This is a genomic window from Pseudarthrobacter sulfonivorans (assembly GCF_014712225.1).
GTDB classification, from domain to species: Bacteria; Actinomycetota; Actinomycetes; order Actinomycetales; family Micrococcaceae; genus Arthrobacter; species Arthrobacter sulfonivorans.
This window is the reverse complement of sequence record NZ_JACXBW010000013.1, coordinates 35,935-60,209: the sequence shown is the minus strand read 5'-3', so window position 1 is coordinate 60,209 and position 24,275 is coordinate 35,935. Positions and strand designations below refer to the sequence as shown.

Annotated in this window: 20 protein-coding genes; 4 read left to right on the top strand and 16 right to left on the bottom strand. The window is 60.4% G+C overall.

Going from position 1 to position 24,275, the window contains the following annotated elements:
* Positions 1-31: 31 nt before the first annotated feature.
* A complete protein-coding gene (locus tag IAQ70_RS16385) occupies positions 32-1,021 on the bottom strand; it encodes an LLM class flavin-dependent oxidoreductase (RefSeq protein ID WP_190990386.1) in 990 nt (329 codons plus the stop codon).
* A gap of 358 nt (positions 1,022-1,379) precedes the next feature.
* On the opposite strand from IAQ70_RS16385, the gene IAQ70_RS16380 reads away from it, so the two are divergent.
* Positions 1,380-2,363: an ABC transporter substrate-binding protein gene (locus IAQ70_RS16380; RefSeq protein ID WP_190990385.1), complete on the top strand. Its 984-nt coding sequence runs from the start codon at positions 1,380-1,382 to the stop codon at positions 2,361-2,363.
* 737 nt (positions 2,364-3,100) lie between these two features.
* On the opposite strand, the gene IAQ70_RS16375 is transcribed toward IAQ70_RS16380, so the two are convergent.
* From IAQ70_RS16375 to IAQ70_RS16325, 11 genes are all read right to left on the bottom strand, one after another.
* Positions 3,101-3,556 carry a GlcG/HbpS family heme-binding protein gene (locus tag IAQ70_RS16375; RefSeq protein ID WP_190990384.1) on the bottom strand — a complete coding sequence of 152 codons (456 nt, stop codon included), beginning with the start codon at positions 3,554-3,556 and terminating at the stop codon, positions 3,101-3,103.
* 345 nt (positions 3,557-3,901) lie between these two features.
* A complete protein-coding gene (locus IAQ70_RS16370; RefSeq protein WP_190990383.1) occupies positions 3,902-4,918 on the bottom strand; it encodes an aldo/keto reductase in 1,017 nt (338 codons plus the stop codon).
* 49 nt (positions 4,919-4,967) lie between these two features.
* Positions 4,968-5,396, bottom strand: a complete 429-nt coding sequence (locus IAQ70_RS16365; protein ID WP_190990382.1) for a PaaI family thioesterase — start codon at positions 5,394-5,396, stop codon at positions 4,968-4,970.
* Positions 5,397-6,695 carry a CaiB/BaiF CoA transferase family protein gene (locus IAQ70_RS16360; RefSeq protein ID WP_190990381.1) on the bottom strand — a complete coding sequence of 433 codons (1,299 nt, stop codon included), beginning with the start codon at positions 6,693-6,695 and terminating at the stop codon, positions 5,397-5,399.
* Positions 6,696-6,711: 16 nt separating this feature from the next.
* Positions 6,712-8,031 carry an acyl-CoA dehydrogenase family protein gene (locus tag IAQ70_RS16355; protein WP_190990380.1) on the bottom strand — a complete coding sequence of 440 codons (1,320 nt, stop codon included), beginning with the start codon at positions 8,029-8,031 and terminating at the stop codon, positions 6,712-6,714.
* A gap of 54 nt (positions 8,032-8,085) precedes the next feature.
* A complete protein-coding gene (locus IAQ70_RS16350; protein ID WP_190990379.1) occupies positions 8,086-9,723 on the bottom strand; it encodes a class I adenylate-forming enzyme family protein in 1,638 nt (545 codons plus the stop codon).
* Between the two features lie 36 nt (positions 9,724-9,759).
* Positions 9,760-10,863, bottom strand: coding sequence for an acyl-CoA dehydrogenase family protein (locus IAQ70_RS16345; protein ID WP_223860194.1), 1,104 nt, complete (start codon positions 10,861-10,863; stop codon positions 9,760-9,762).
* A 20-nt stretch (positions 10,864-10,883) separates the two neighbouring features.
* On the bottom strand, positions 10,884-11,729 hold the full coding sequence (locus tag IAQ70_RS16340; RefSeq protein ID WP_190990377.1) for an enoyl-CoA hydratase-related protein: 846 nt from the start codon (positions 11,727-11,729) through the stop codon (positions 10,884-10,886).
* A 90-nt stretch (positions 11,730-11,819) separates the two neighbouring features.
* Positions 11,820-12,590: an SDR family NAD(P)-dependent oxidoreductase gene (locus IAQ70_RS16335; RefSeq protein WP_190990376.1), complete on the bottom strand. Its 771-nt coding sequence runs from the start codon at positions 12,588-12,590 to the stop codon at positions 11,820-11,822.
* Between the two features lie 71 nt (positions 12,591-12,661).
* Entirely contained in the window at positions 12,662-14,011 is a 1,350-nt protein-coding gene (locus IAQ70_RS16330; RefSeq protein WP_190990375.1) for an MFS transporter, read from the bottom strand.
* A 107-nt stretch (positions 14,012-14,118) separates the two neighbouring features.
* Positions 14,119-15,366: a cytochrome P450 gene (locus IAQ70_RS16325; RefSeq protein WP_190990374.1), complete on the bottom strand. Its 1,248-nt coding sequence runs from the start codon at positions 15,364-15,366 to the stop codon at positions 14,119-14,121.
* A gap of 357 nt (positions 15,367-15,723) precedes the next feature.
* On the opposite strand from IAQ70_RS16325, the gene IAQ70_RS23210 reads away from it, so the two are divergent.
* Both IAQ70_RS23210 and IAQ70_RS16315 read left to right on the top strand, forming a co-directional pair.
* The gene (locus IAQ70_RS23210; RefSeq protein ID WP_190990373.1) at positions 15,724-16,461 is read left to right on the top strand and encodes an IclR family transcriptional regulator; all 738 of its coding nucleotides are present in this window, start codon (positions 15,724-15,726) and stop codon (positions 16,459-16,461) included.
* 128 nt (positions 16,462-16,589) lie between these two features.
* A complete protein-coding gene (locus tag IAQ70_RS16315) occupies positions 16,590-17,720 on the top strand; it encodes an alcohol dehydrogenase catalytic domain-containing protein (RefSeq protein ID WP_317983685.1) in 1,131 nt (376 codons plus the stop codon).
* Between the two features lie 592 nt (positions 17,721-18,312).
* Here the strand turns inward: IAQ70_RS16315 and IAQ70_RS16310 are convergent.
* From IAQ70_RS16310 to IAQ70_RS16295, 4 genes are all read right to left on the bottom strand, one after another.
* Positions 18,313-19,767: an aldehyde dehydrogenase family protein gene (locus IAQ70_RS16310; protein ID WP_190990372.1), complete on the bottom strand. Its 1,455-nt coding sequence runs from the start codon at positions 19,765-19,767 to the stop codon at positions 18,313-18,315.
* A 2-nt stretch (positions 19,768-19,769) separates the two neighbouring features.
* Positions 19,770-20,093, bottom strand: a complete 324-nt coding sequence (locus IAQ70_RS16305) for a 2Fe-2S iron-sulfur cluster-binding protein (RefSeq protein ID WP_317983684.1) — start codon at positions 20,091-20,093, stop codon at positions 19,770-19,772.
* Between the two features lie 39 nt (positions 20,094-20,132).
* The gene (locus tag IAQ70_RS16300; protein ID WP_190990371.1) at positions 20,133-21,365 is read right to left on the bottom strand and encodes an NAD(P)/FAD-dependent oxidoreductase; all 1,233 of its coding nucleotides are present in this window, start codon (positions 21,363-21,365) and stop codon (positions 20,133-20,135) included.
* Between the two features lie 361 nt (positions 21,366-21,726).
* On the bottom strand, positions 21,727-22,527 hold the full coding sequence (locus IAQ70_RS16295; RefSeq protein WP_190990370.1) for an IclR family transcriptional regulator: 801 nt from the start codon (positions 22,525-22,527) through the stop codon (positions 21,727-21,729).
* A 649-nt stretch (positions 22,528-23,176) separates the two neighbouring features.
* Between IAQ70_RS16295 and IAQ70_RS16290 the strand changes: the two genes are divergently transcribed.
* Complete coding sequence (locus IAQ70_RS16290; protein WP_190990369.1) at positions 23,177-24,241, top strand: ABC transporter substrate-binding protein; 1,065 nt, start codon at positions 23,177-23,179, stop codon at positions 24,239-24,241.
* The last annotated feature ends 34 nt before the right edge of the window (positions 24,242-24,275 follow it).

Sequence of the window (24,275 nt, the reverse complement as noted above, 5' to 3'; positions counted from 1 at the left end):
GGGGCCGCGCGCCCCGCCGGGCTGGCCGGGACTAGACCCGGGCCAGCCCCGCGACCTCCGCGAGCAGCTCAACGGAACGGATCCGGGCGTCGGTGCCGCTGTTCTGGTGCGCCACGATCAGTTCGTCGGCGTCGGAGTGCTTGGCGAACCCGTCAAGGTAGTCGATCACCGCGTCCGGGGTGCCGATGGCCGAGTACTTCATCATCTGCGAGACATGCTGGCCCTGCGGGGAGTCCAGGATCATGTCGGCTTCGTCGTCGGTGAACTCACGTCCGCCGCCGAAGAAGAGGCCGACGCGGGCGCGCAGTGTGGCCCGGAACGCTTCCTGCGCTTCGGCAGCGGAATCGGCGGCGATCACGTTCACGCCGGCAATGACGTGGGGCGCGTCCAGCTGGGCCGACGGCTTGAATTCCCGGCGGTAGAGCGCCACGGCATCCTGCAGGGCGTTGGGTGCGAAGTGCGAGGCGAACGCGTAGGGCAGCCCCAGCTGGGCGGCGAGCCGCGCGCCAAACAGCGACGAGCCCAGGATGTAGAGCGGGACGTTGGTGCCCTTGCCGGGGGTGGCTTCGACGCCTTGGATCCGGGTGGGGCCGGTGAGGTAGCCCTGCAGTTCCAGGACGTCCTGCGGGAAGCTGTCGGCGGACATCGGGTCCCGGCGCAGCGCCCGCAGGGTGTTCTGGTCGCTGCCGGGAGCGCGGCCCAGGCCAAGGTCGATCCGGCCGGGGTGCAGCGTCTCAAGGGTGCCAAACTGCTCGGCGATGGTCAGCGGCGAGTGGTTGGGCAGCATGATTCCGCCGGCTCCGAGCCTGATGGTGCTGGTGTGTGCGGCCACGTGGGCGATCAGCACGCTGGTGGCGGAGGACGCGATGGAGGACATGTTGTGGTGCTCGGCGTACCAGATCCGCCGGTATCCGAGCTCCTCCGCCCGCTGTGCCATCGCCACGCTCCCTGCGAAACTTTCGGCCGCCGTCTGGCCTTTGCCAATGGTTGCCAGGTCAAGGATGGAGAGGGGAAGCGTCACGTCGGTGTCGGCCTTTCAAGTGCGTTGCGTAGGAGTGGGTGCGCCGGGTTAGGGCGGGCACACTTTCGACAACGACGGCGGCGCGCGGGTTATTTCATCCGGGACGAATGCTCAGCATGCTGAGTGGGTTTCCGCCGCTACGGGCCTGGACCGCAGCTCGGAGGGTGTGCTCGAGTATGCGGAGGCGAACGGCATCGGCTCGGTGTGGTTTGTGACGGCCCCTGACGCCCGGTTAACCGCCGTTACCCCTCGTATCGCACCGTTTCGACGGTCTTTGATCCCGCCCCCGCGCTCCCGGATAGTTGCTGCCACAAGCGTTAATTCCGCTGCGTCATCTTCAACTTTCAAGGGGCAAATCATGACCAGAGTCAAGACCAAACAGGCTGCCGGGGCAGCCCTCGCACTGGCCTCAATGCTGGCGCTGGCAGCCTGCTCTGACCCGGGCGCAACGGCGGCGGCAGCGCCGTCGTCGGGCTCCTCCACCACCGCCGCAGGCAAGACGTTCAACCTGGCCCCCGAGCAGAACCGCGTCAAGACAAGCGTCGACGCGGAGGCGGCCGCGCTGGTCCCCGCCGCCATCAAGGCGGACGGCAAACTCACCGTGGTCACCACCGGAGGCTCGGCCCCGCTGACGCTCTTCGCCACGGACAACAAGACGCTTATCGGCAGCGAAGTGGACATCGCCTACGCGGTGGGCGAGGCCCTGGGGCTGGAGGTCGAAGTTCTTCCCGTTGCGTGGGCCGACTGGCCGCTGGGCGTCGAATCCGGGAAGTACGAGGCAGTCCTGTCCAACGTCACCGTCACCGAGGCGCGGAAGGAGAAATTCGACTTCGCCACCTACCGCAACGACCTCCTGGGCTTCTACGCCAAAGCCGACTCCACCATCGGCGACATCAAGGAAGCCAAGGACGTCGCGGGCAAGCGCATCATCGTGGGCTCGGGCACCAACCAGGAAGCGATCCTGGTGCGCTGGGACGAAGAGAACAAGGCGAAAGGTCTCGAGCCGGTCGCGTTCCAGTATTACGACGACGACTCCGCCTCAACGCTGGCACTGCAGTCCGGCCGCGCGGACCTGACGTTCGGCCCGAACGCGTCGGCCGCCTACAAGGCCGCCAAGGACGGCAAGACCAAGGAAGTGGGCACCCTGAACGGCGGCTGGCCCCTGACGGCTGAAATCGCGTTCACCACGCAGAAGGGCAACGGCCTCGCGGTTGCCGCCCAGTCGGCCCTGAACCGGCTCATCGAGAAGGGCACCTACACCGAGATCCTCGACCGCTGGGGCCTGTCGTCTGAGGCCATCAAGAAGTCCGAGCTGAACCCGGCGGGCCTCCCCAAGAAGTAGCCTGCGAATGCGAAGTACCTGCCGGACACTGTCCGGCAGGTACTTCGCATTCTCCTTGGCGGGAGACAGCAGACTGTTGAACGTCCATGCCGAGAGGCCTTCTTCCACCTGTTTCGGAAAGCTTAGTCCTGACGCGGTAAGAAAAGCGCAGTCCTGATGCGGTAAGAATGGCCTGACCAGATGGAGACAAGTGAACCCGGGCAACAGCTTGCCAGGCTGTCGCGCGTCCTCGAAGCGGTCCTCGATCTGCTGTCCCGCAACGGCATTTCAGGCGTCGTCATTCGCGGCCGCGGGAAGCGGGGAGCTGGGACTCGTGAACTAGTAACTTCGAGGAAGAACTAGAGCGCTCCCGGCCGTCATGCACCGCGTTGACGTGCATGACCTCAGGCCGCCGCGTTGGCAGTTGAATTACTTGACGAAAGGTCCCTTATCGGCGTTGAAACAACGGGAGTAGAAGTAGATTAGAGAACTCGCCTCAGCGTGCTTTTGCGCGTTTCCTATGTCAGGCGGTGGTTTGCAAATATCAGGCGACAAGCGGTCGCTGTGGCACGGCGGTGCCAAGATCGGCGCGACGCCGCTCCTACTCGACATTCCCGCCCGGCCTTGGCGCGTCGGGCCGTGTCACAACTACCGCAGGTGAACGCTGTGGAGTGCATCGCCGGATTGCAGGTCTGCTGCTGCAGCGGGACCCGCCGCCGCCATCCGCGAACCTTTACTAGACGGAGTACTTAGTCCGGCTATTGGTGCACTAGGTGATCGGGTCTGTTTTCCCATTCCTTTAGGGCGGCCTGCGCGCATTCCAGGTCCTGCGCCGCGGACGCCCCGCTGACTCCGATTCCACCGACGAGGACGCCACCGATCTCCAAGGCGCAGCCGCCCTTGACGAATAGGAGACCGGGTTGAGCTTGGGTGACATGGACCGCATATTCCACAGAGCCCAATCTTTCTGCCATCTCGTGCGTATCGACACCGAAGTTAGCGGCGGTAAAAGCCTTTGAGCGCGCTATCTCCACGGTGCTGGGGTAGGAATCGGCCTGCCGGCGCACAGCTAAGACAAGACCCGAGGCGTCCACGACGACCGCTCCGACACGTACGCCGAGGCGTTTCGCAGCGGCTACGGCCTTCTCGACCAGCACGGCCGCCTGAACGTCATCTAGTAGCGGTTCCCTCCGCTGAAGGCTTGCGGTAGTCATGCGGAGCGCCTCTTCGATGTCGAACCGACCCGAACCTGCATCATTCTTTCAACCATTCGCTCTCCTGCTTCCCTAACATGATGCTCCGCTCTCTAGCTGACGCACCGGGTGAAGTGGCGGTGGGGCGCCAATCCGTTGCGATAATTTGATGATCCCGGTGATCATCCAACGCCCCACCGCGGTCTAAGGGCTCAGCGGGAACAATCAGATTGAGCGTTCCTCGGTGCCGTTGTGTGCAATAACAAGAAAACGTGCGCAAAGCGCGCTGCTGGCACTATTGCAGCAGCCGGACTCCAAACGAGCGGCTAGTGGCGCTCAGGAGCTACCTAGGCGAGCGGGCCTCGGTCAGCTGCGCTTCTGCCCCGACTCGGTTAGGGGGCCACTTGGGACCGTCGGGCGGTAACGATCGGTGAGTGAGTCAAGCTGATTCTTCAGCTCGGGGTTTAGGGGGGCATCCACTGCGGCGAGGCTGTCTGCAAGTTGATGCGATTTGCTTGCCCCCACAATCGCTGACGAAACGGTCAGATTGGCTAGGACCCAAGCGACAGCCAAAGATGAGGCGCTCGTACCCGCTTGGTTAGCCAGACTGACGATATCGCGTACTGTCTCAAGCTGCCCGTCATGCCAGTACCGATCGCGGTAGATTTGTGCTCCCCGGCCTTTCCCGTAGCGTCCCTCCGTCTGCATCTGATCTATATGTTTGCCTGTGAGTAGACCGCCAGCAAGTGGATTGTAGGACATGACGCCCAGGGCATGGTCTTCTGCCAAAGGAAGCACATTGTTTTCCGCCTCACGTGCCAGCAGGTTATATCTCTGCTGGATCGTTACGAAAGGTTGTAGCTCGCGGGCGGCGCTAACTCCCAACGCGGAAGCGATACTGTCAGCTGTAAAGTTGGAGCAGCCAACGTAACGGGCCCGGCCCGATCGAACTACCTCATCCAGCGCCTCGAGTGTTTCATGGATCGGCGTTTCATGGTCGGGATGATGCAACTGGTAGAGGTCCACGTACTCTACGTTGAGGCGTTTTAACGAGGCGTCGACGGATTTGAGGATGTGTCGACGTGATGACCCGCGGTCCAGAGGATCTGAGCTCATGGCGCTGCCGCATTTGGTAGCCAGGACGACTTTGTCCCTGCGCCCGCCGATCCATTTCCCGATTATAGATTCCGTCACTCCTACACGGCTGAGGTCCTCGCCTAAGGGATAGACGTTGGCTGTGTCGATGAAGTTGATGCCTTCGTCGAAGGCTTTGTCCAAAATGGCATTGGACTCCGCCTCATCGGTTTGGAAGCCAAAGGTCATCGTGCCCAGACACAGTCGGGACACGCGCAAGTCGGTGTTGCTCAAAGTGGTGTACTGCATGATTCCTCTTTCAATAGCGCCCTGCCGATACCGTTGCGGACTGACCGGACTAAACCGGCTCGGTAGTTTTCAGCAGATTGTGCAGGCGGACTTGGCCCGTTGCGACTAGGCGGCCGTCTTGGGACTCAGTGGTGACCCGCCAGAGTTGCTGGGTACGGCCTCTGTGCACGAAGCGTGCGATGGAGGTCAATTGGCCATCCCCGACTCCCCTAAGGAAGTCCGTCGTGTTTGATACTCCGACGACCCTTCCTTTGGAGCCGAGCCAGAGTCCGGCTCCGATGCTTGCCAGAGTCTCGACGACACTGCAGTGCACACCGCCGTGCAGGATGCCGGCGGTCTGGTGGAGCCTACTCGTTGCGTCCCACCGAGCTCTGACCTCATCGCCTGATAGATCCAGGAGTTCGAGGCCCAGGTACTCCACGTAGGGACCAACCTCGAAATTTTTCACCGCCGTTTTCCGTTGCTGCAGCTCAATCATCTAGTGCACCTCCGCGGAGGCTGCCAAGAACGGACAGCTTCCAGCTTCCGTCTGAGTTGTGGCGGGTTCGCGGTTAAACTCGACAACCGTGCCTGCTTCTATCAGTTGCTGAATCTTTTTGCCGGGAATGCCGAACTCTGCGAGGAGTTCCCGTGAATGCTCGCCGAGCCGCGGCGCATACCCACGGGGGCCCACCGCCAGATCGTGGAAGCGCATGGGATTGTTGACCACCGGATATGGGCCAAAATCGGGGTGCTCGAGTTCTACGATGGAGCCGTTGTGCTTGACTTGCGGGTCCTCAAGGGCATCTTCCATCCTGTGAACTGGGCTGCAGGGCACGCCCGCTGCCTCAAGACGATCGATCCATTGGCTCGCGAGGTCGGTCGCGAAGATCTCGGTGAGGATAGCCACCACTTCGTGCCGGTGCTTCACGCGGCTGCTGTTGGTTGTCAGCTTGTCATCCATGAGACGATCGTCCCCGAGCGCGGTCACGATCTTCGGCCAGAATGAGTCGTTCAGGCAGGCCAGGATGAAGTACTGGCCTTTCACGTCCGCGAACGGCTGGTAGGGGACGATCTGCGAATGTCCGCCGCCTTGTGGTCGGAAGGGGATCTTCGTGCGATCGAAGTGCGTGACAAAGTTGGCGAGTGTGGACACCTGCCCGTCAAGCAGGTTCAAACTCACTTTCTGACCGGCCCCGGTCCGCGTCTTGTGCAGGAGGGCGGCCGTGATGGCGAATCCGCTTTGGAAGGCGGTGACAAAGTCCGCAATCGGCACCCCGACCTTAATCGGGGGACCGTCCTGTTCGCCGGTCAGCCCCATGACACCGGACAGGGCCTGCCCCAGGATGTCCATGCCGGGCTGGTGTGCACGCGGACCGTCTTCACCGAACGCGGTGATGGAGCAGTAAACGAGAGAGGGGTTGATCTTCTTCAACGTTTCGTAGTCGATTTTCATTCTCGTTACCGCGTCGGGGCGGAAGGCGACGACGAACGCATCGGCTTGCCTGACGAGTTCGGTCAGTACTTCGTATCCTTCGGAGGTGCGCAGGTCGAGGCCTAGGGACCGCTTGCTCCTGTTGACGCCGAAAAAGTAGGCGCTTTCCCCTTCCCCCATCTCGTCGTCGATCTTTCTGAAGCTGTCGCCCCAAGTGGGTTCGACCTTGATGACGTCGGCTCCGAGGTCGCCTAGCAGGGATGTGCAGTATGGGCCGGCACCGATTTGAGAGACGTCGACGATGCGGAATCCTGATAGGGGCAGTGCAGAGGGGTCAGCGGTCGGGTCATATTTCGCGTCCATGTGTTCGACTTTCGATTCAGGTGACTCGTCCGGGCCGGTGCCCGGAGTCGCGGTTGAGGGGCTGGGAGCTTGAGGAGGGCTGGCCCTGTGCGGCGGGCTTTGGTTCCTTTGGCAGTCCTAGAACGGTCTCAGCCAGGATGTTCAGGACAATCTCGTCGCTGCCAGCGAACAGGTGGACTCCTGGCTCGCCGAGGAGGAAGCTAGTCCAGGCGAATGTTCCCCACTCCCCTGTGTCCGCTGTAATGTCAGCCCCGAGGATGTCGCCCACGAATTCGGATACAGCGTGGAGATTCCGGCTCAAGGATATTTTCCCGAGCAACGGCGCAGGGCCGCTGTCGTCTTTGCGGATTGCGCAGGCCGTCGCCCTTTTCACGAGCTGCTTGGCAGCCCAGAAATTGATCAGGATGCCACCCAACTCCTGACGGACGACGGCATCGGAGGACAGCCCGCGCGCCTTGACCAGCGCTTTGAGTCGTTCGCCGTTAGCTATTCCGCTGCCTGAGCGCGCAAAGCCCCCACCGATCGCCGCCCTCTCCCGGCGGAGGATTTCCCGTGCGACGGGCCAGCCTGCGTTTACATCCCCTAGACGCCTCGCGTCGCCAACCAGGACTTCGTGAAGCAGGACCTCATTGAAGGCCACCCCTCCCGTCATGAGCTTGAGAGGGCGCACTTCTACGCCCGCGGCATTCATGTCAATCACAAATGCTGAGAGCCCGCCAGGCCCGTAGCCGCCGCCGTCTGTTCGTGCCAGGACAATGCCAAAATCCGCATAGTGAGCGTCCAGGATCCAGGTCTTGTGCCCCGAGATGAGCCATTGGCCACCCTTTTCCGTGGCTTGAGTAGCCACGGAGAAGACATCGGAGCCGGCACCGGGCTCGCTGAAGAGTTCGCAGACGACAGCGTCTCCGCGGTAAAGCTGGCGGGCGAGGTTCTCCCCGAAGGCCGGTTTTGCATAACGGAGGATTACCGGAGCGACGACCCTGTCCAGCTTGAAAAAGCTCTGATCGGGAACATCGTAGGTGGCTTCCAGCGCACGATACTTCCTTACATACACGCTTTCCAGCTCTCGGCCACCCAAGTCCTTGGGCCCGTCGATCCAACCAAATCCCGCATCGAAGCGTGCACGTCGCCATTCACGGGCAGATTCCAGATCTTTACGTTGCTGTTCACGGTCGCTCTCGTCCCAGATAGCAACAACGGAGTCGTCCCCCGCGCCCCAAGCAAAGGTTTGGCGCTGACCCTTACGTGTCGTACTCATCTCCAGGAATTTTTCGGCACTCCTGAGAAACTCAGCTAACTCTGTCGTTCCGGCGGTCTCATCGATGGTCGTGGTCACGTGCCGCTCCTTTGTCGTTTCGAATTTCTGCCGAGAACGCCCGGCTGACGTTGGTCATCGTCCACCAGCGCCAGGGGCAGCAGCTTCTTCCAAGCGCGGGCGCTCCGCATTTTCGGTTGGCCACTCCTCTAAAAGGACCTTCCGGGCCACCTTGCCCATCGCATTGAGGGGCAACGGAGTAGAACGGAACCACCAGCGTGTGGGCACCTCATAGTTGGCCAGATGCTCGCGAGCGAACGCAGTGAGGTCGGATTCGGTTACAGCGTCGGCTTCCGGCCGAAGCAAAACCGCGGCTCCGACTTCCTCCCCCAGTTCGGCGTGAGGTAACGCGATGACAGCTGCTTCTCCGACGCCGGGATGGGAGGTCAGACAGCGCTCAACGTTCGCCGATGCGATGTTTTCCCCGCCACGGATGATGATTTCCTTGGATCGCCCTACTACGTAGAGCCAGCCGTCTTCGTCAACTCTTCCCAGGTCACCGGAAGCGACCCATCCCTCCGGATCAGCAATGGGCCCCTCCCCCAGATAGCCGTCCGGAACGGTCGGCGTTCGGGCACTGATTTCGCCGATGCCGCCTGCATCCCGTTTGTCGATTCGTATTTCGACTACCGGCAGCGGCTTACCGACCCGACCGGGGTGGTCCGAGATGTCACTCCCTGTTCCTGATGCAAGGATTCCTCCAGCCTCGGTCAGCCCATAGAGGCTGCCAACCTTCTTCTTGACGCCCGGGAATGCCTTGGGAATCCTGGCACGTAATTCCGCAGAGACCGCAGCGCCGCCCAACGGAATCGATTTCACGCTTGACACGTCCGCGGTGGCCATTCGCGGGTGCTCGAGGGCACGGATGACCATGGTCGGAATGCCGCCCCAGACCGTGATCCGTTCGGACTCGATCAAGTCCAAAACTTCACCAGCGTCGAACTTCCCGCGCAGCAGGGTGACAGTTCCTCCTTGCAGGAAGGTGCTGCACATGGTCTGCACTCCCGCGCCGTGGAAAAGAGGAACTGTGAGCAGGTTCCTGGTTCCCACGTGCTCGGCGGGCAGCTCGTTCGGGAGTCTCCCGGTCAGGACAAGAAGGTTCTGGAGGTTGCCGACCACCGCCCGCTGGGACATGAGTACACCCTTGGGTGAGCCCGTCGTTCCTGAGCTGAACAGCACTAGTGCTGGGTCGTCCTCATTGACGTGCGTGATGGTCAGTTCGCCGGCAGGTTCGAGATCGGATGATTCGAACAGCTCGGAAAACGGGACAGACCCGGCCAAGCCGAAGTTATTGTTCGCGATGACGATCTTCGGAGAAAGGAGTGAGATGGCGCCGTTAATTTCCTCGCGGCTCCACCAGGCGTTGCCGAGGGCCGCCACGGCTCCGAGGCTTTGCAGTGCCCAGAACGCGCATACCCACTCGATGCTGTTGAAACCCAGAAGCATGACCCTGTCACCGGGGCCAACGCCCCTGTCTCGCATTCGCTGTGCCGCCGCCGCTACCAGCTGCTCAAATTCGCGGGTCTGAAGTCTACGGTCCCCTTGGACCAGGATCTCGCGGTCGCTCCAACGCCGCATCTCAAGAAGCAGTTCTCCCATGGAAGACGGTCGATGCTCGTAGACCCGTTTGTAGGGTTTTCCCGCCGGGGCCGGCACGGCGTGCCGACTCCAGCGGGGGGTCTCGTGCGACCCATACTCGTGACGATCTTCCATTGCCTATTCCTTCTTTTCGTGAAGTCCCACCGGGGATTAGAGGTCTGCGAACCTGACAGCAGATTCGCGATGCTGGCGGGTGCCGCCGAAGAGTCCGACGCCGCCCCTGGCCCTACGGAAGTACAAATGGGCCGGATGCTCGAACTGGAACGCGATACCGCCATGAATCTGGATGTTGTCTGAGGTGACCTTCAGATATGTCTCCGCTGCGAACGCCGCTGCGGCGGACGATGCGAAGCCGACATCCGGATCCGAACTGTCGATGGCGACGGCCGCTGCATAGACCGCAGCTCGTGCCGTCTCCACCAGACGCAACATCTCCGAGCATTTGTGCTTGGTCGCTTGAAAGGAGCCGATCGCCCGCTCGAACTGCACGCGTTCCTTGGCATAGGCAACGGCCATGTCTAAGCACTGCTGCGCGCCGCCTACTTGTTCTGCGGCATGCAAGACGCTGATCCTGCCGTGAATGGCGTCGATCGCCGACTGGGTGGCGTCCCCGATGCGGTCGGCCTGAACGCCGCTGAACTCGATCCGCGACTGCGGCCTCATCAAGTCGAGTGTTTCCATGGGATGACGGCTGAGACCAGGAGCGGAACCTTCCACCGAAAGTAGCACCCAGTGTTCCTCGACGGGTGCGAGAAGGAGAATAACGTCCGCCGTCGTGCCATCCAACACATGGGACAGTTGACCGTCCAGCAGCCATCCGTCCCTTGTTTGGCGGACGGAGAGGCCAGCGGAAGCGGAGGCTCCGGTGTTGGCAGGGTATGCCAGTGTTGCGGTCAGCGCACCCGAGCCGATCTTGGGGAGATACAGCTCCCGTGCCGGCACGTCTCCGATCTCGCGGAGTGCAACGGCTGCCAAAGCGGTGGCGAAGTACGGCGAGGGCAATAAGCGCCGGCCGAGCTCTTCGAAGACGACGCACAGGTCGAGAAAGCTACTCCCCCATCCTCCAAGATCTTTGGGAACGAGCATGGCCATCAGGTCCTGTTCGGCAATGAGGTCCGCCCAGACATCGGAGTCCTCCCGCACTCTTGACCGAGGCCCTCCTAACGGGCCGTTGCGCTCAAGGAGAGTCCGGAGTTGTTGCTGCAGTTCTTGTTGCTGCCGATTTAGTGCGAGCACGAGCTTCCCTTTCTGCATCCACTAACGAGGTCCATGGGCTACTCGCCTACGGTGGCGAGGTTGAAGTCCGGTGTCCTGCCATCCCTCAGCGCCCGCACACCCTCCTTGTAGTCGGGACGCTTCATCAGCTCGCCAATCAGTTCCTTCGATTCCTCGACCGACGCGCCGACATCGTGGCGCAGGAGGTCTTCGTACACCTGGCGCTTGATCGCGTGCAGGGATTCGGCTGAGGTTTCGACTGCGAGAGCTGCTGCTACCTCGTAGACGCGTTCAAGGAATCCGTCGAGGGGGTAAAGACCGTTGAGGTATCCCATCTGCATGAGCTCTTCGGACCGGAGGATGCGGTTGGTCATGAGGATGTCGAGTGTGTGGGTCAGTCCGACAATGCGGGGCAGCACCCACGACAGTCCATACTCGGCCGGCAACCCCAGCCTCGATGCCGCGGGGGTGAACTTAATCCCTTCAGCGGCATAGCGGAAGTCGCAGAAGCTGGCCAGGACCGTGGCGATTCCCGCGCAGGCCCCGTTGATCGCTGCGATCACGGGCTTCCGAAGCCCCCAGTGCCAGACCATGTCGTGGTCGAACTCCGGCCGAACACCATAGCCAGGTGTGCTCATCCCGGGCATGTTGACTGACTCAGCGTAGTTCTCGTCGACTTCGGTGTAGTGGGACAGTGCGCGGCTGTCCGCACCCACGCTGAACTGCCGACCTTCGCCCGTGACAACGATGATCTTGACTCGGTTGTCGCTATCGAGGGATTCCATGATCCACCTGTATTCAGCGTTCATACGTTTGGTCCAGGAATTGCCTCTGCCGGGCCTGGTCAACCAGACCGTGGCGACGCCGTCGTCACGGATTTCATACCGAGTAACTTTGAGATCCATTTTCTACCTTCGCTTGATCAGGAATCTGGGCTTGAACCCGCCTACCCCCGCCGGGGGCGCCCATGGGTGTTGCGAGCTTGGGCCGCCGGGCTAGCGAGCCGTCGAGCCGCCATCCACGGGAAGGGCGATCCCGGTCACGAAACTCGATTCGTCCGAGGCCAGCCAAAGGGCTGCATCGGCAATTTCCCTCGGCTCGGCCGCCCGCCCCATAGGCACCGAAGCGATGACGCGTTCTTCGTTTTCCTTCTGGGTGAATCTGGGGTCGGACTTCATGAAGTCGTTGTAGAGCATCGGCGTCGCGACAGGACCCGGGCAGATTGCATTCACCCGGATCCCGTCCTCGGCGTACCGAACCGCCAGCCCCTTCGCGAGGCCGACGACGCCGAATTTAAGAGCTGAATACAGAGGGCTCAACGCTGATCCAACCAATCCGGCAGAGGAAGCGGTGAAGATAATCGAGCCGCCATTTTTGGAGCGCATGTCCCGTATGGCTTCTGCGGCGATTAAGGCCGAGGAGGTGAGGTTGACATCTGCAGAGACGCGGTATTCCTCGAGGTTGAAGTTCTCGATGTCCGAGGGTGCGGGCATGCCCGCATGACTCCAGAGGACGTCGACACCGTCGAGCCACTCCAATGCTGCCTTTGTTGCTTTGAGGGCATCGGCGGCATCTGATAGGTCGGCTACGAACCCCTTGGCCTGGCCGCCTCCGGCGTTGACCTTGTCGACGACCTCCTGCAAGCGTTCTGCGTCCCGGTCGATGGCCGCGATACGGGCTCCTTCGTTCGCGAACCGCTCTACGCCAGCCTTGCCCATTCCTGAGGCCGCAGCGGTGATAATTACCTTTTTGTCTATGATGCGCATCTTCTTCTCCTGAGGCTTTTTTGATTCTTGTGCTGGCTGAACTGAGTTTGGGCGCTGTTCTTGCGATTTTTTTAGTGCACGGTGCTGACGTTGCGCTCCGGGTCCTGATCCTCCAGCTCGACGGTGGTGACGGCCATCTCCCGGGCGTTCGGCAGGCCAAACACGGCCAAGAGTGCTCCAAAGCATGCCATCGCAGTGATGTAGTAAGCCGGGGCGAGGTGGTCGAAGTTGGCGACTAGCCAGGTGGCAATAAACGGAGCGGTTCCACCGAAGACGGCGAATCCGAGCTGGAATGGCAAGGCGCTTGCTGAGTAGCGGACGTCGACAGGGAAAAGCTCCACGACAGCCATGGAAGAAACAACCATCGCCGAGTAACTGATGATTGCGAACACGGCGATGCCGATGGCGGCGAACACCGGGCCCATGCTCATGAGCAGAAAAGTCGGGAAGGTCCATACAGCCAAGGCGATAGACACACCCAGTGCGAATTTCTTCCGAGGACAACGATCAGCCAGCCGGCCCATCATAGGTACTCCCAGGGCAGCTACGGCATGGCCGACGATCAGCACCGCCAAGGCGGCCGGCATAGCATAACCTTCTGCCGTTACCAGGTGCGTCGTGTAGTAACCGACCAACATATAGCCGGAGAGCGCCACCAGCGCCGTCCAGCCGAGGAGGACGGTCATCTCCTTACGTGACTGGCGGAAGGCTTGAGCGAGCGGAACGTGTTTGCGTGTTGCTTTCTTGACGACGTCACTGGCCGTCTTGTAGACCTCCGACTCGTCAATATTCATGCGCAGATAGAGTCCAAGAAGGCCCAGCGGTGCGGCGATCAGGAAAGGAATCCGCCATCCCCACTCCAGGAGCTGCTCAGGAGTGCACAGGAGTGCAACGGCCAGGCCCAGCAGCGCTGCGCAACCTACTCCCGTAATCGACCCTGTGACTACTAACGATCCATTTCGACCGCGCTTTTTTATTGGCGAGTGCTCCACGACGAGGACGTATGCTCCACTCTGCTCCCCGCCCGTGGAAAAGCCCTGTGCGAGCCGGCACAGGAGCAGCAACAATGGCGCCACTACACCAACTGCGGAAAAGGTAGGGAGGAGACCTATGCACGCTGTCGCCGAGCTCATGAGAACGATCGCGAAGATCAGGGCGCGTTTGCGTCCAAAGCGGTCGCCTATGTGCCCAAACACCATCGCCCCGATGGGGCGGATAAAGAACGCCACTCCGAACAGGGCAAAGGTTGCCAGCAGTGCAGCGACGCTGTCTCCCTTTGGAAAGAACAGTGCCGCGATTGTGACCGCGAAGAAACCGTAGATGGTGAAGTCGAAGAACTCGATGAAGTTTCCTATGGCTCCAGCACGGAGAACTCGCTTCATCTTGGCGTTCGACGTCGCCGTTTCAGAACTGACGGACATATCTACTCCCGGTGTAAGTATTGGATTGCCGATCCGAATTGGACGGCTTTGGTGTGGAAGGCTGTGCGACGACTATGTCGCTGACCCCCGGGCAATGCCTAAACGGCTCAATCTTGATGCGGAGTTAGGGCGACGTGCAGGTGCTTCGGCCCTACTGTGAGGTTGTTTCCGGCCATATAGACAACCGGGCGGTGTTCATCCATTTGCAGCGAGGCGACGTGTTCGGCAATCAGCTCTGTCGTCACCTTGGTCTCCAGCCGTGCGAGAGGGGCCCCGATGCAACTGTGAATGCCGTGTCCAAAACCGAAGTGGCCCTCTGTGGAGCGGTCAATGTCAAACACGTCGCCGTTGGGGAACATGGCGCTGTCGCGGCCAGCCGAGGCGATCATCAGGCGGACGACTGCCCCTGCCGGGATGCGTGTTCCGGCGACCTCGACAGCTTCCGTCGTGCGGCGAACCGTCCGGTGAACACTCCCCCGGTACCTGGCCAGTTCCTCGACAAAGAGGGCTGCGTCCGAGGGATTGGACTTGATCCTTGGCAGGAGCTCGGGGTGCGCGGCAAATTCGCGGAAGGCGTTGGACAACAGGAGAGACGTCGTGTCGTGGCCAGCCACGAACAGGAACCCGCACATTTCCCGGACCTCCGTGTCTGAAAGGAGGCCTTCCTTCCATATCCTTGCCAGATGTCCGCCGACGGCCTCGCTCTTTTCCAGATACAGCCGTTCAAGGTTTTCCTGAAGGTAATCGAAAAACTCCATGGTGGTCTCGAAGTCCGTGCCGGTTCCCGGTGCATTACGGGCGACCCTGGCGAAATAGCTGTTCATCTCGTCCGACCAGAACTTGACCTTGTTCAGGTCCGTGGCAGGGACATCCAGGATGCCGCTGATCGTGCCAATGCTGAGCGGTATCGAGTATTCGGCGGCCACATCGCCACCGCCGGCTTTGAGAAGGGAGGCCAATCGTTCGGCCCCTATGCGGCGGATATGCTCCTCCATGACCGAGACCGACTTAGGCGTAAATGCCCGGGCGATGATCCGCCGAAGGCGGTTGTGCTCCGGATCGTCGATGAGCGTCAGGAACTTCAGCGGGACGGGGCGGGTCACTTCCGAGGAAAAAATCTTCGGCGCCCGCATGGCTTTGCGGACATCTTCGTAGCGTGACACAAGCCAAACGTCCTCGGTATCGGTTTCTGCCCTCATGACGGGGGCGTATTCCCTCATCCACGCATAGTGCGCGTACGGCTCTCCCTGGCTACCGTCGGTGTCAATGATTTTGTAAGCCGGCAGCCCTGGAGGCCATTCGAGCTCATGGGAGTACGGGGGCCATGTGGCCGCCATTTCTGAAAGGTTCGACATCTTTGTCCTACCGGTCCTTTACTTTCGTCTCGCCGTGTCCCGGCCCGGGATGGCGAGGAAGTGACGAGCTATACAACGGGTCGTTTCACGTCAGGCCCGAACTGTTGGGTGATGTGTCTAGAGTCCCAGTTGTGCCGTGGCGCACATATACTGTTTTCACTGACCGAAATCACCGTCGGGGCCTCACCCTCTCCCGCGCCACGGCCCTCGCGATTAACGGCGTACCGGCACCTTGAATAGCACACGTTTGGAAATTTGATATGAAACCACCTACGGTCGCGGACACCACGGCACGATTTCGCGGAAACTCGTTTACCGCCTCCGAAACCCAAGCAGCACTCAACGAAGGCTCACTCCGTGGGTGAATCAGTTATTAGCCGGGTCGTTCGAATCATCAGTTGCTTCGACCGCACCCGACCTGATTTCACCTTGTCGGATCTCGCACAACAAGCGGGTCTTCCTGTTCCGACGACTTATCGGCTGGTCACTGAACTGGTCAAGTACGGCCTTCTCGAGCGAGACTCTGACCGGAGGATTAAAGTCGGCATCCGCCTTTGGGAGTTGTCCTCGCGGGGTTCGGGGGCCTTGTCGCTGAGGGACACAGCCCTCCCCTATATGGAAGACCTCCAGCAGAGTCTCAACCAAGACGTGATGTTGGCCGTCCTGGAGGGAGGAAGCGTGCTCTTCCTTGAGCGCCGATCTCGTAAGAACTCCGAGTTGAAGGCCGGCCGCATGGCCGAGCGCTTTCCCCTGCATGGCTCTTCTGCGGGGCTGCTCCTGCTGGCATTCTCATCGCCAGAGGTCCAGGAGGAGTTCCTTGCAAGGGATCTACCGCGTCTCACGCACGACACCATTACGGATCCCGCTGAATTGCGGAGGGTTCTCGCGGAGATACGGCAGCGTAAGTACGTATCCGTCCCCGGCATCGGCCTTATTAACCGGACAGGCGTCTCTGTACCCATCTACGGGCCCCGAAAGACAGTCATCGCAGCACTCAACGTCAGTTACCCCCGGGGCGAAGAGGACCCCCCGGGGGTGATTCCTGCGCTATTTACTGCAGCGGCGGGTATCACGCGCACATTAACCGCCCCCTAGAGCACCCCTGATGTAGTCCCGCCCTTTCTGCAAGGCCAATTACAGTCAGTGAAATAGCGGTTTGATGAGCGGCATCGTGCTGACATACTCGGCTGAATTGAGCTCGGTGACCACGAAACACCGGTGCTGTGGCCTCGCCGCTGCTCTGCGGCCAGAAAAACAAAGGAAACTCTTATATGCGTGCCGCCGTTCTTTCGTCCCTCGAAGATCTGCAAGTCCGCGATGACGTCAAGCCCGCTTCCCTCGGCCCCTATGACGTTCTCGTGACCATGAAGGCTGCAGGTGTCTGCCGCACCGACCTGTCCGCATTTACCGGCTCCTGGCCCTCCCAGCTTCCGCTCGTTTTGGGACATGAAGGCGCTGGCAAAGTGGCCGCCGTCGGAGATCACGTCACCTTCGTCCGGGCAGGACAACGAGTCATACTTGCAACGCTGAAAGGGTGTGGTTCCTGCTACCACTGCCTTCGGGGGCAGTCAACATTATGCACGGTCAATGACGTACTGGCCGGCGGCAGCACCCCACGCTTCCTCACCGACGGCGCTCCGACCTTCGGCATGGCAGGCATGGGAACGTGGTCCGAGCAGCTCGTAGTGTCGGAGAACAACGTGGTCCCATTCCCCGATGATGTTCCTTACGACATCGCGTCTCTCATAGGATGTGCGGTGCACACCGGCGTAGGCGCAGTGACCAACACTGTGAAGGTTGAGCCGGGGGCGTCCGTCGTTGTGATCGGTGGTGGCGGAATTGGCGCTTCCACCATCCAAGCCGCGCGGCTCGTTGGCGCCGGACTAATTGTGGCAATAGAGCCTGTGGCGGCGAAGCACGCGAGCCTTAAAAGCTTTGGTGCCACACACGTGGCCACCCCGGATGAATTGGACGACATCAAGAATGAGCTAACCTTCGGTCGTGGATTCGACTATGCGTTTGAAGCCGTAGGACGCCCTGAGGCGATTCGAGCAGCATGGGACGCGACTCGCAAGGGCGGCAGCGTTGTGTTGTCCGGCATCGGCGGGCACGGGGCCCGGGTCCCCTTCAACGCTCATGAGCTGACGATGGATGCCAAACGACTGATCGGGTCGGTTGGCGGCATGGTCGACGCCGGACGTGATTTCCCTCAGTATCTAGAGCTGTGGAAGCTTGGCAAACTCGACTTGGAAGGCCTCATCACGGAACGCATCAGCCTCGCAGACGCGCCAAGCGCCATGCTCGCCCTTAACAAGGGCTCGGATGCCCTGCGGCAGGTGATTATCTTCGACTAAATGTTCGTACCCACTTGCGTCACACCGAGGAGGGGTCTGGTTGCGACGACTGCAATCCGGGCCGGGCGTAGTGGCGGTGTTTGATCAGAACACCGGGCGACCACGACCTACAGTCCGAATACGTCAGGTTCTCCGTCGGCGAGATGTTCGCCTGCCTATGCGAAGGAATAACCGTCCAGCAGGGCAACGTATCCCATGGCTGAGGGCACCCTTCCCATCGCCGGGTTGCAGGTTCGCGGGCACGGCAAGCCCTGGCGATACCTGTGGTGCCGCCGCCGGTCGGCCGGTACGGTGGGACAGGGCAGGGTGCTGATCGTGGCTCACTCGAATTAGATGAGACTGATGCGTGATGTCCTTAATCGCTCAGATCTGATCCTGTATTCGTCGTCCGGCTGTCTGGGTGTCGGTCTTCGCCCGTACCGGTCAAGGTGAGGTGCAGCGGGTGTGATTATTTGCCGAGGTCCGGTCCCAGGCAGATACCGCGGGCGCCGAACCAGAAGGGCGGCCGTGATGGGGATCCCTCATCACCGCCGCCCTTCGCCGCTTCGTCCTTCACATTTAATCCGGTTCTGATGCAGTGCCTTGGCCGACTTTAGGGTTGGGATGCATTGATCATCTTGTACTGGGTGTACTCGAGCAGCCCGACGGCCCCCAACTCGACACCGATACCGGACTGCTTGGCTCCGGCAACCGGAAGATGCCCTGAACGATCCATATGCTTGTTGATCCAGACAGTTCCCGCTTCGATCCTGCCGGCGATCCCGTATGCCGTCTCCATGTCGTTTGACCACACGGAGGCGGCAAGCCCATAGGGGCCCGAGTTGGCACGTGAAATTGCATCTTCAATGTCCTCGAAAGGCAGCACTGGAAGAATAGGCCCAAACTGTTCGTCGGCGACCAGTTGAGAGTCGTCAGGCATGTCCCGGACGACAGTGGGTCGGACGAAGAAACCCGGACCGTCCACCACGCCCCCTCCTGGCAGCACCGTCCCGAGTTTCTCGGCTTCCGCAAGGAGCACTTGCAGGTGCTCGAACTGCTGCTTATTCTGGACCGGGCCGAACTCGACTCCGTCGTCCAGACCGTTGCCGACCACGGCGTCCCGCGCCCGCCGCGCGATGCGGTCACAGAACTCGGCATAGATGTCACGGTGGACATAGACCCGCTTGACGGCCCGGCATACCTGGCCGCTGTTGCCGAAAGCGGACGCGAAAATCCGCTCGATGACAGTCGGCAGGTCGACATCGGGCAACACGATCGCGGGATCGTTGCCTCCAAGTTCCAGGGTCACTCGAGCCAGATTGGCGGCCGCCGCCTGCATGACCTTCTTCCCCGCACCCGTGGAGCCGGTGAAGGTGACTTTCCGAAGCCCGGGATGGGATGCCAAGGCCGGCCCCAACTCCGATCCTCCGGCGATGATGTTGACGACACCGGGAGGAACTATGTCTTGAATGAGTTCTCCGAAGCGGAGTGTAGTCAGAGGGGTGTTCCGTGCAGGCTTCACCACGATGGTGTTTCCGGCCAGAAGCGCTGGGGGTAACTTGAAGGCCAGAAGCATCAACGGCACGTTCCAGGGAAGAATCGCTCCAACCACCCCGAGAGGGGCGCGGTGGATCTCGACGTGACGAGTCTCGTTGCTTTCAAAGATCTCTGGATCCAGCGTCAGGGTAGTGCAATGCCGAATGTAATCTGCTGTGCCCTTGACTTCGCCCAAGGCCGCCGGGAGAGGTTTTCCCTGCTCCATGGTCAGGATCTGGGCGAGCTCGTCTGCCCTCGCATCGATCGCGTCGGCGATGTCGCGCAGGACCTGTTGTCGAGTCGGAAAGGGCGTAGCCGCCCATGATGGGAAGGCGCGCCCAGCAGCCGCAACCGCTTCGTTGAGCTGTTCCAGAGATGCCGCCGGGGATTCCGCGAAGACTTCTCCGGTCGCTGGGTTGATGACAGGAAGGTAGGACCGGCCATGGACCTGCTCGCCGTTGATGAGTAGGGCCGTTTTCCCAATCGGGGGAATTACGCCCTGGGATCGGCTGGTTTGCGTTGAGATGCTCATTTTTACTCCTCCGGTGCCAGGGTGATGGTTGACCCGACTAGGACCGGGTTAAAGCGGATCTGGCATGAAAGGCGTGACTCGCACTCTCGGAAAGCCTCCGTCTCACCGAGGAGCTCGTCCTCGTCTTCACTGCGTGAGGCCAGTTGCTCATTGTCCTTTGGCTGTACGTAGACATGGCATGTTGCGCAGGAGGCTGTTCCTCCGCAAGAAGCCAGGATGGGGAGATCGTTGTCCCTGATGGTTTCCATCAGGGTGGTGTCGGGCTCCCATTCAAGGGTGTGGAGATAACCTTCACGGTCCGCGACATTGATTATCGGTTTAGACACTGTCCCGCCTTTCCTTTCTGTGTGGCTCGATGTCTTGGCTCAAGACATGCTCGCGGCTACTTGGGTTAGTTTGACGTTGGGATCTGCTGCGTGAATTGGGTCGATGTGCGAACCGGCCGCGATAAGTCTTTTTCCTGCAGCGAAATCGGAGAGTGAGTGCACTGTATCTATGGCTGCCAGCTTGTCGCCGTTCCTCAGATAGAGAATCGAGAACTTCCCTGTCGCGGGTTCACCGCGGACGACGGCGAGGTCATCGGGATCCCGAATGCCGGCGGTTTGCAGCCTGACGCCGTGCTGGATCGTCCAGAACCAAGGGATCTCGGGCTCTTTCGCGGGAGCGCCCAGGATGTGGCGGGCCACAGCATCAGCCTGCGCCAGTGCGTTCTGGACACATTCCAGACGCCGGCTAACGCCCTCCCATGGGCACTGGAAGCGGGTGACGTCCCCCGCTGCATAGATTAGCGGGTTGGAGGTCCGGCCATGGTTATCGACCATGATTCCGTCGGAACACTCTAGTCCGGCGTCTTCCGCGAGTTTCTGGTTCGGGACGACACCAACTCCGATGACAACCAGGTCTGCCGGGTACTCCATGCCGTCGGATGTGTGGACTGCGGTCACGTGGTCCGCGCCTTCGAATCGGCTGGCCTGCGCTCCGAACACGAACCGGACTCCGTGCTCTTCGTGGAGCTTCCTGAAGTGTTCGGAGACCACAGGGGAGGTCACCCGGCTCATGACCCGGTCTTGGAACTCAAGCACCGTGGTATCGCATCCGAGCTTGGCCGCTGCCGCTGCGACCTCCATCCCGATGTAGCCGGCGCCGACAACGACAACTCTAGTTCCGGGAGTAAGACGGTTCCGGAGCGTCTGGGAGTCGTCCAGTGTTTTCAAAAACTGGACCCCTTCAAGGTTCGCTCCCGGAATGGGGAGCGTCCTCGCCGTCGATCCGGTGGCCAGTACGAGGCGGTGGAAGGGCAGAGCGCCCCCGTCAGAGAGCCGGACAGCCCCTTCCTCCGGATCGATTGCCATTGCGGTCACACCGAGCATCGTCTGGATTCCTTTATCCAGATAGTAGCTTTCCCTGCGGAGGGGCGGAGGGGCGGAGGGCGCCGACTCAGTCAGCAGATCTTTGGACAGAGGTGGCCGCTCGTAGGGAACAGTCCCTTCTGCATCTACCAGGACGGTCGGGCCGGACCATCCCAGCTCGACCAGTCGCGTGGCTACGTGCACTCCGGCGTGTCCCGCACCCACGACAACAATGGGTTTCTCGTTCATGGCTAAACTTCCTTTCGATGTCCGGGGCCGCGTTCAGGCGGGTCCGCTTTGGGCGGATCATTCGGAAGCTGCGGCTATTCGCAGAATGAACCGGTCCAGCCTTTGGCGGGGTAGAAGGCGCCTAGAGCCTCGTCCTCGTCGATTCGTTCTCGCGAATAGCTCCAGCATCACAGGCGTGAGACACGACACATACATGTATTTCACTGACTGAAAACGCCGCGGTCTCGCCGAGCTCGAGTCACGGGCGGATCGTGCTTCGTCTAAGCAATGAGCTCGGATTGCTTCCACGGGAGTAAGTACGAGTCTCGGGCCCATGCGAAACGCCGCACGCCACTTCCCAGACAGCACGGGGCCTCGGAGGCTAGGCGTAGTCGAGTCCAATCCCGTTTGCCAGTAGGCCCGTTCCAAGGTCCCTCTGAGTTATGCGCATAATGTCGAGCGTTTCTGGGATGACCAGCTTTGAGAAGCGAACAATTGGTGCCGATACTGAAATGGCTGCGACAGGCCTGAGTCCTACCCCAGATATCGTCATTCCAATGGCTCCGACGCCAAGCTCGGTGTTCTGTACGTTCGTAGCAAAGCCTGTACGTTGTACGACAGCCAGATCCGCCATTAACGCGGAAAACTGTCTCGCGTCAAGGCCGTCTTCCAATCGTCTGGCGGTTGGACTCGCGTACATCTGCGCAAGTATGGGGGGTGGAAGTGCTGACAGAAGAGCCTTCCCTCCCGATGCGCCGCTTGCCGGTAGGACCATGCCCTGACGGCCGCCAACCCGAAGGACGTGTTCAGACTCAACAGATACCAGGAACCGTACTTTGGTTCCTACTCGGATCATGAGGTTAGTTGTTTCATTCAACCGACTGCACAGCAGTTCAAGATGCGGCTGCGAAATCTCGCGGAGTTTTCGCGACCAGTTCAAGCGCGCTGGCCCAACACCGAGTGCGGGGCCGGGGACGTACGACCTCGCCCCGTCTTGAACTGCAAATCCACGGTAAACGAGCATCGCAAACAACCGATGTGCAGTTGAGGGGGCAATATCAAGTTCCGAAGCCGCTTGCGTCAGCTTGATCGCACCTTCATCCCGCAGCATCTCGAGCAAGCGAAGCGCTCTGTCCACAGATTCGATCGGGTATGGCGGCTTTTGCAGCATGGGGTTTGTCATGTCAGACAAGCTATGGACTCGCGTCCACCTCCGATACGTTCATTTTGCCAAATGAAAGAGCCGCTACCACCTGACCTTCGTCACGGTAGGGTCCTTGATGAACAAGCCGGTACGAAGAACAAACCACGCCGGCAATGCGGGCGTGTCGTGCGTCGAAATAAGGGTCAGTGAGTGCTTCCTACAATGTTGTCCGAGACGGGTGGAGAGCCGTTGGTTCAGTGCGACTCTGTAGACACTGAGTGGTTCCTTGATGGCCAGCCCTGCCCAAGGGACCCACTGATGTTTTGAACCGCCCAGAAACGTGCATTTAGGCCATCGTAAATGTCGTGGAGCGCCGTCCGGCTCGCAGGTGCGGCCAGTAGCGCTGATATGACCGCTGCGTGGCCGGAGCGGAGCTTTGTCCGTCGAGGTTCACTTGCACCATGCCGCAGGACCTCGCCGTCAAATAGGTCATGTCGGGCAGCCTTTTCTGGACAACAGAAAATGAATGGGTTTTCCGTCTCTTAGTCCCCAAAGAGTGCTGTCATGAAGAGCGCCTGGGCACCTGCCCGATCTGAGGGCGCGACCGCAACGATCCGATTGAGCAGAAATAAACGCGACAGTCGGGTAGCTGGTTCGTTCAAAGGAGAACTGACAGATGCCAGGAACAATGTCCCGTGTTAAGCGGGCGACAGCGATATCGGCAATAGCCGCAGCCACTCTGCTTCTAAGTGCCTGTGCCCAAGGTGCGTCAGGCGGAACTGCGCCGGAAGGGCCCAGTCTCTCCACCGTCAAGATTGGTATTCCTGCCGCTATCAGTAATGCGCCGTTGTTTATTGCGATCGACAGGGGCTACTTCGACGCGGAAGGAATCACCCTAGAGAACGCCAGCTTTAAATCGGCAGCAGACATGATCGCCCCGCTCGGTTCGGGTCAGCTTGACGTGGGGACGGGAGCGTCGTCGGCTGGGGTCTTCAATGCTGCCGCTCAAGGCGTCCATATGAAGATCGCTTCTGACAAAGCGATAGTGGGCGAGGGCAACAGTGCCTATGCCCTGGTTGTCAGAAAGGATCTGATTGATAGCGGAGCATTCACCTCCTTCGCTGACCTCAGGGGATTGACCGTCAGTAGCTACGGAGCAGGTGGAGCCGTCGATATCTACCTCGACAAGATGCTGGAGAAGGGCGGTTTGGCGTTTGATGACATCAATCTGCGAACCCTTGGTGGCCCGGATGCAGTCACCGCTTTAGCCAACGGAGCGATAGATGCGGCGGCATTGGCTGAGCCGCAGGTTGCTCAAGTTGTGGCCGCAGGTACAGCTGTGCGTTTCGCAGGATCGGACGTGGTTTATCCGAATCAGCAGATCGGTGTGCTCATGTTTAGTGACCGCTTTGCATCCAGCGAACCCGAAACCGCGACGGCATTCATGAGGGCTTATCTGAAGGGCGTTCGCGACTACTCGGAGGCAATCATCGATGGAAAAATCGGCGGCACCAAGGGCGACGAGATTCTTCCAATACTCGTTTCGCACACGGGCATTGACGGGGCCACGCTACGCAATGCCTACATGCCCGAAATGAATCCTAAAGGAGAACTCCTGATGGAGAGCCTCAAACACGACCTCGTATATTGGAAAGCGAAGGGTCTTGTGAAGGGAGATGTGGAAGTAGACGACGTCGTGGACACGACATTTATCGACAAAGCTGCCGCCGATCTGGGACGTAGCGAGCGATGAACAATCTGACGCGACCCGACCAACTTGAGGAGCG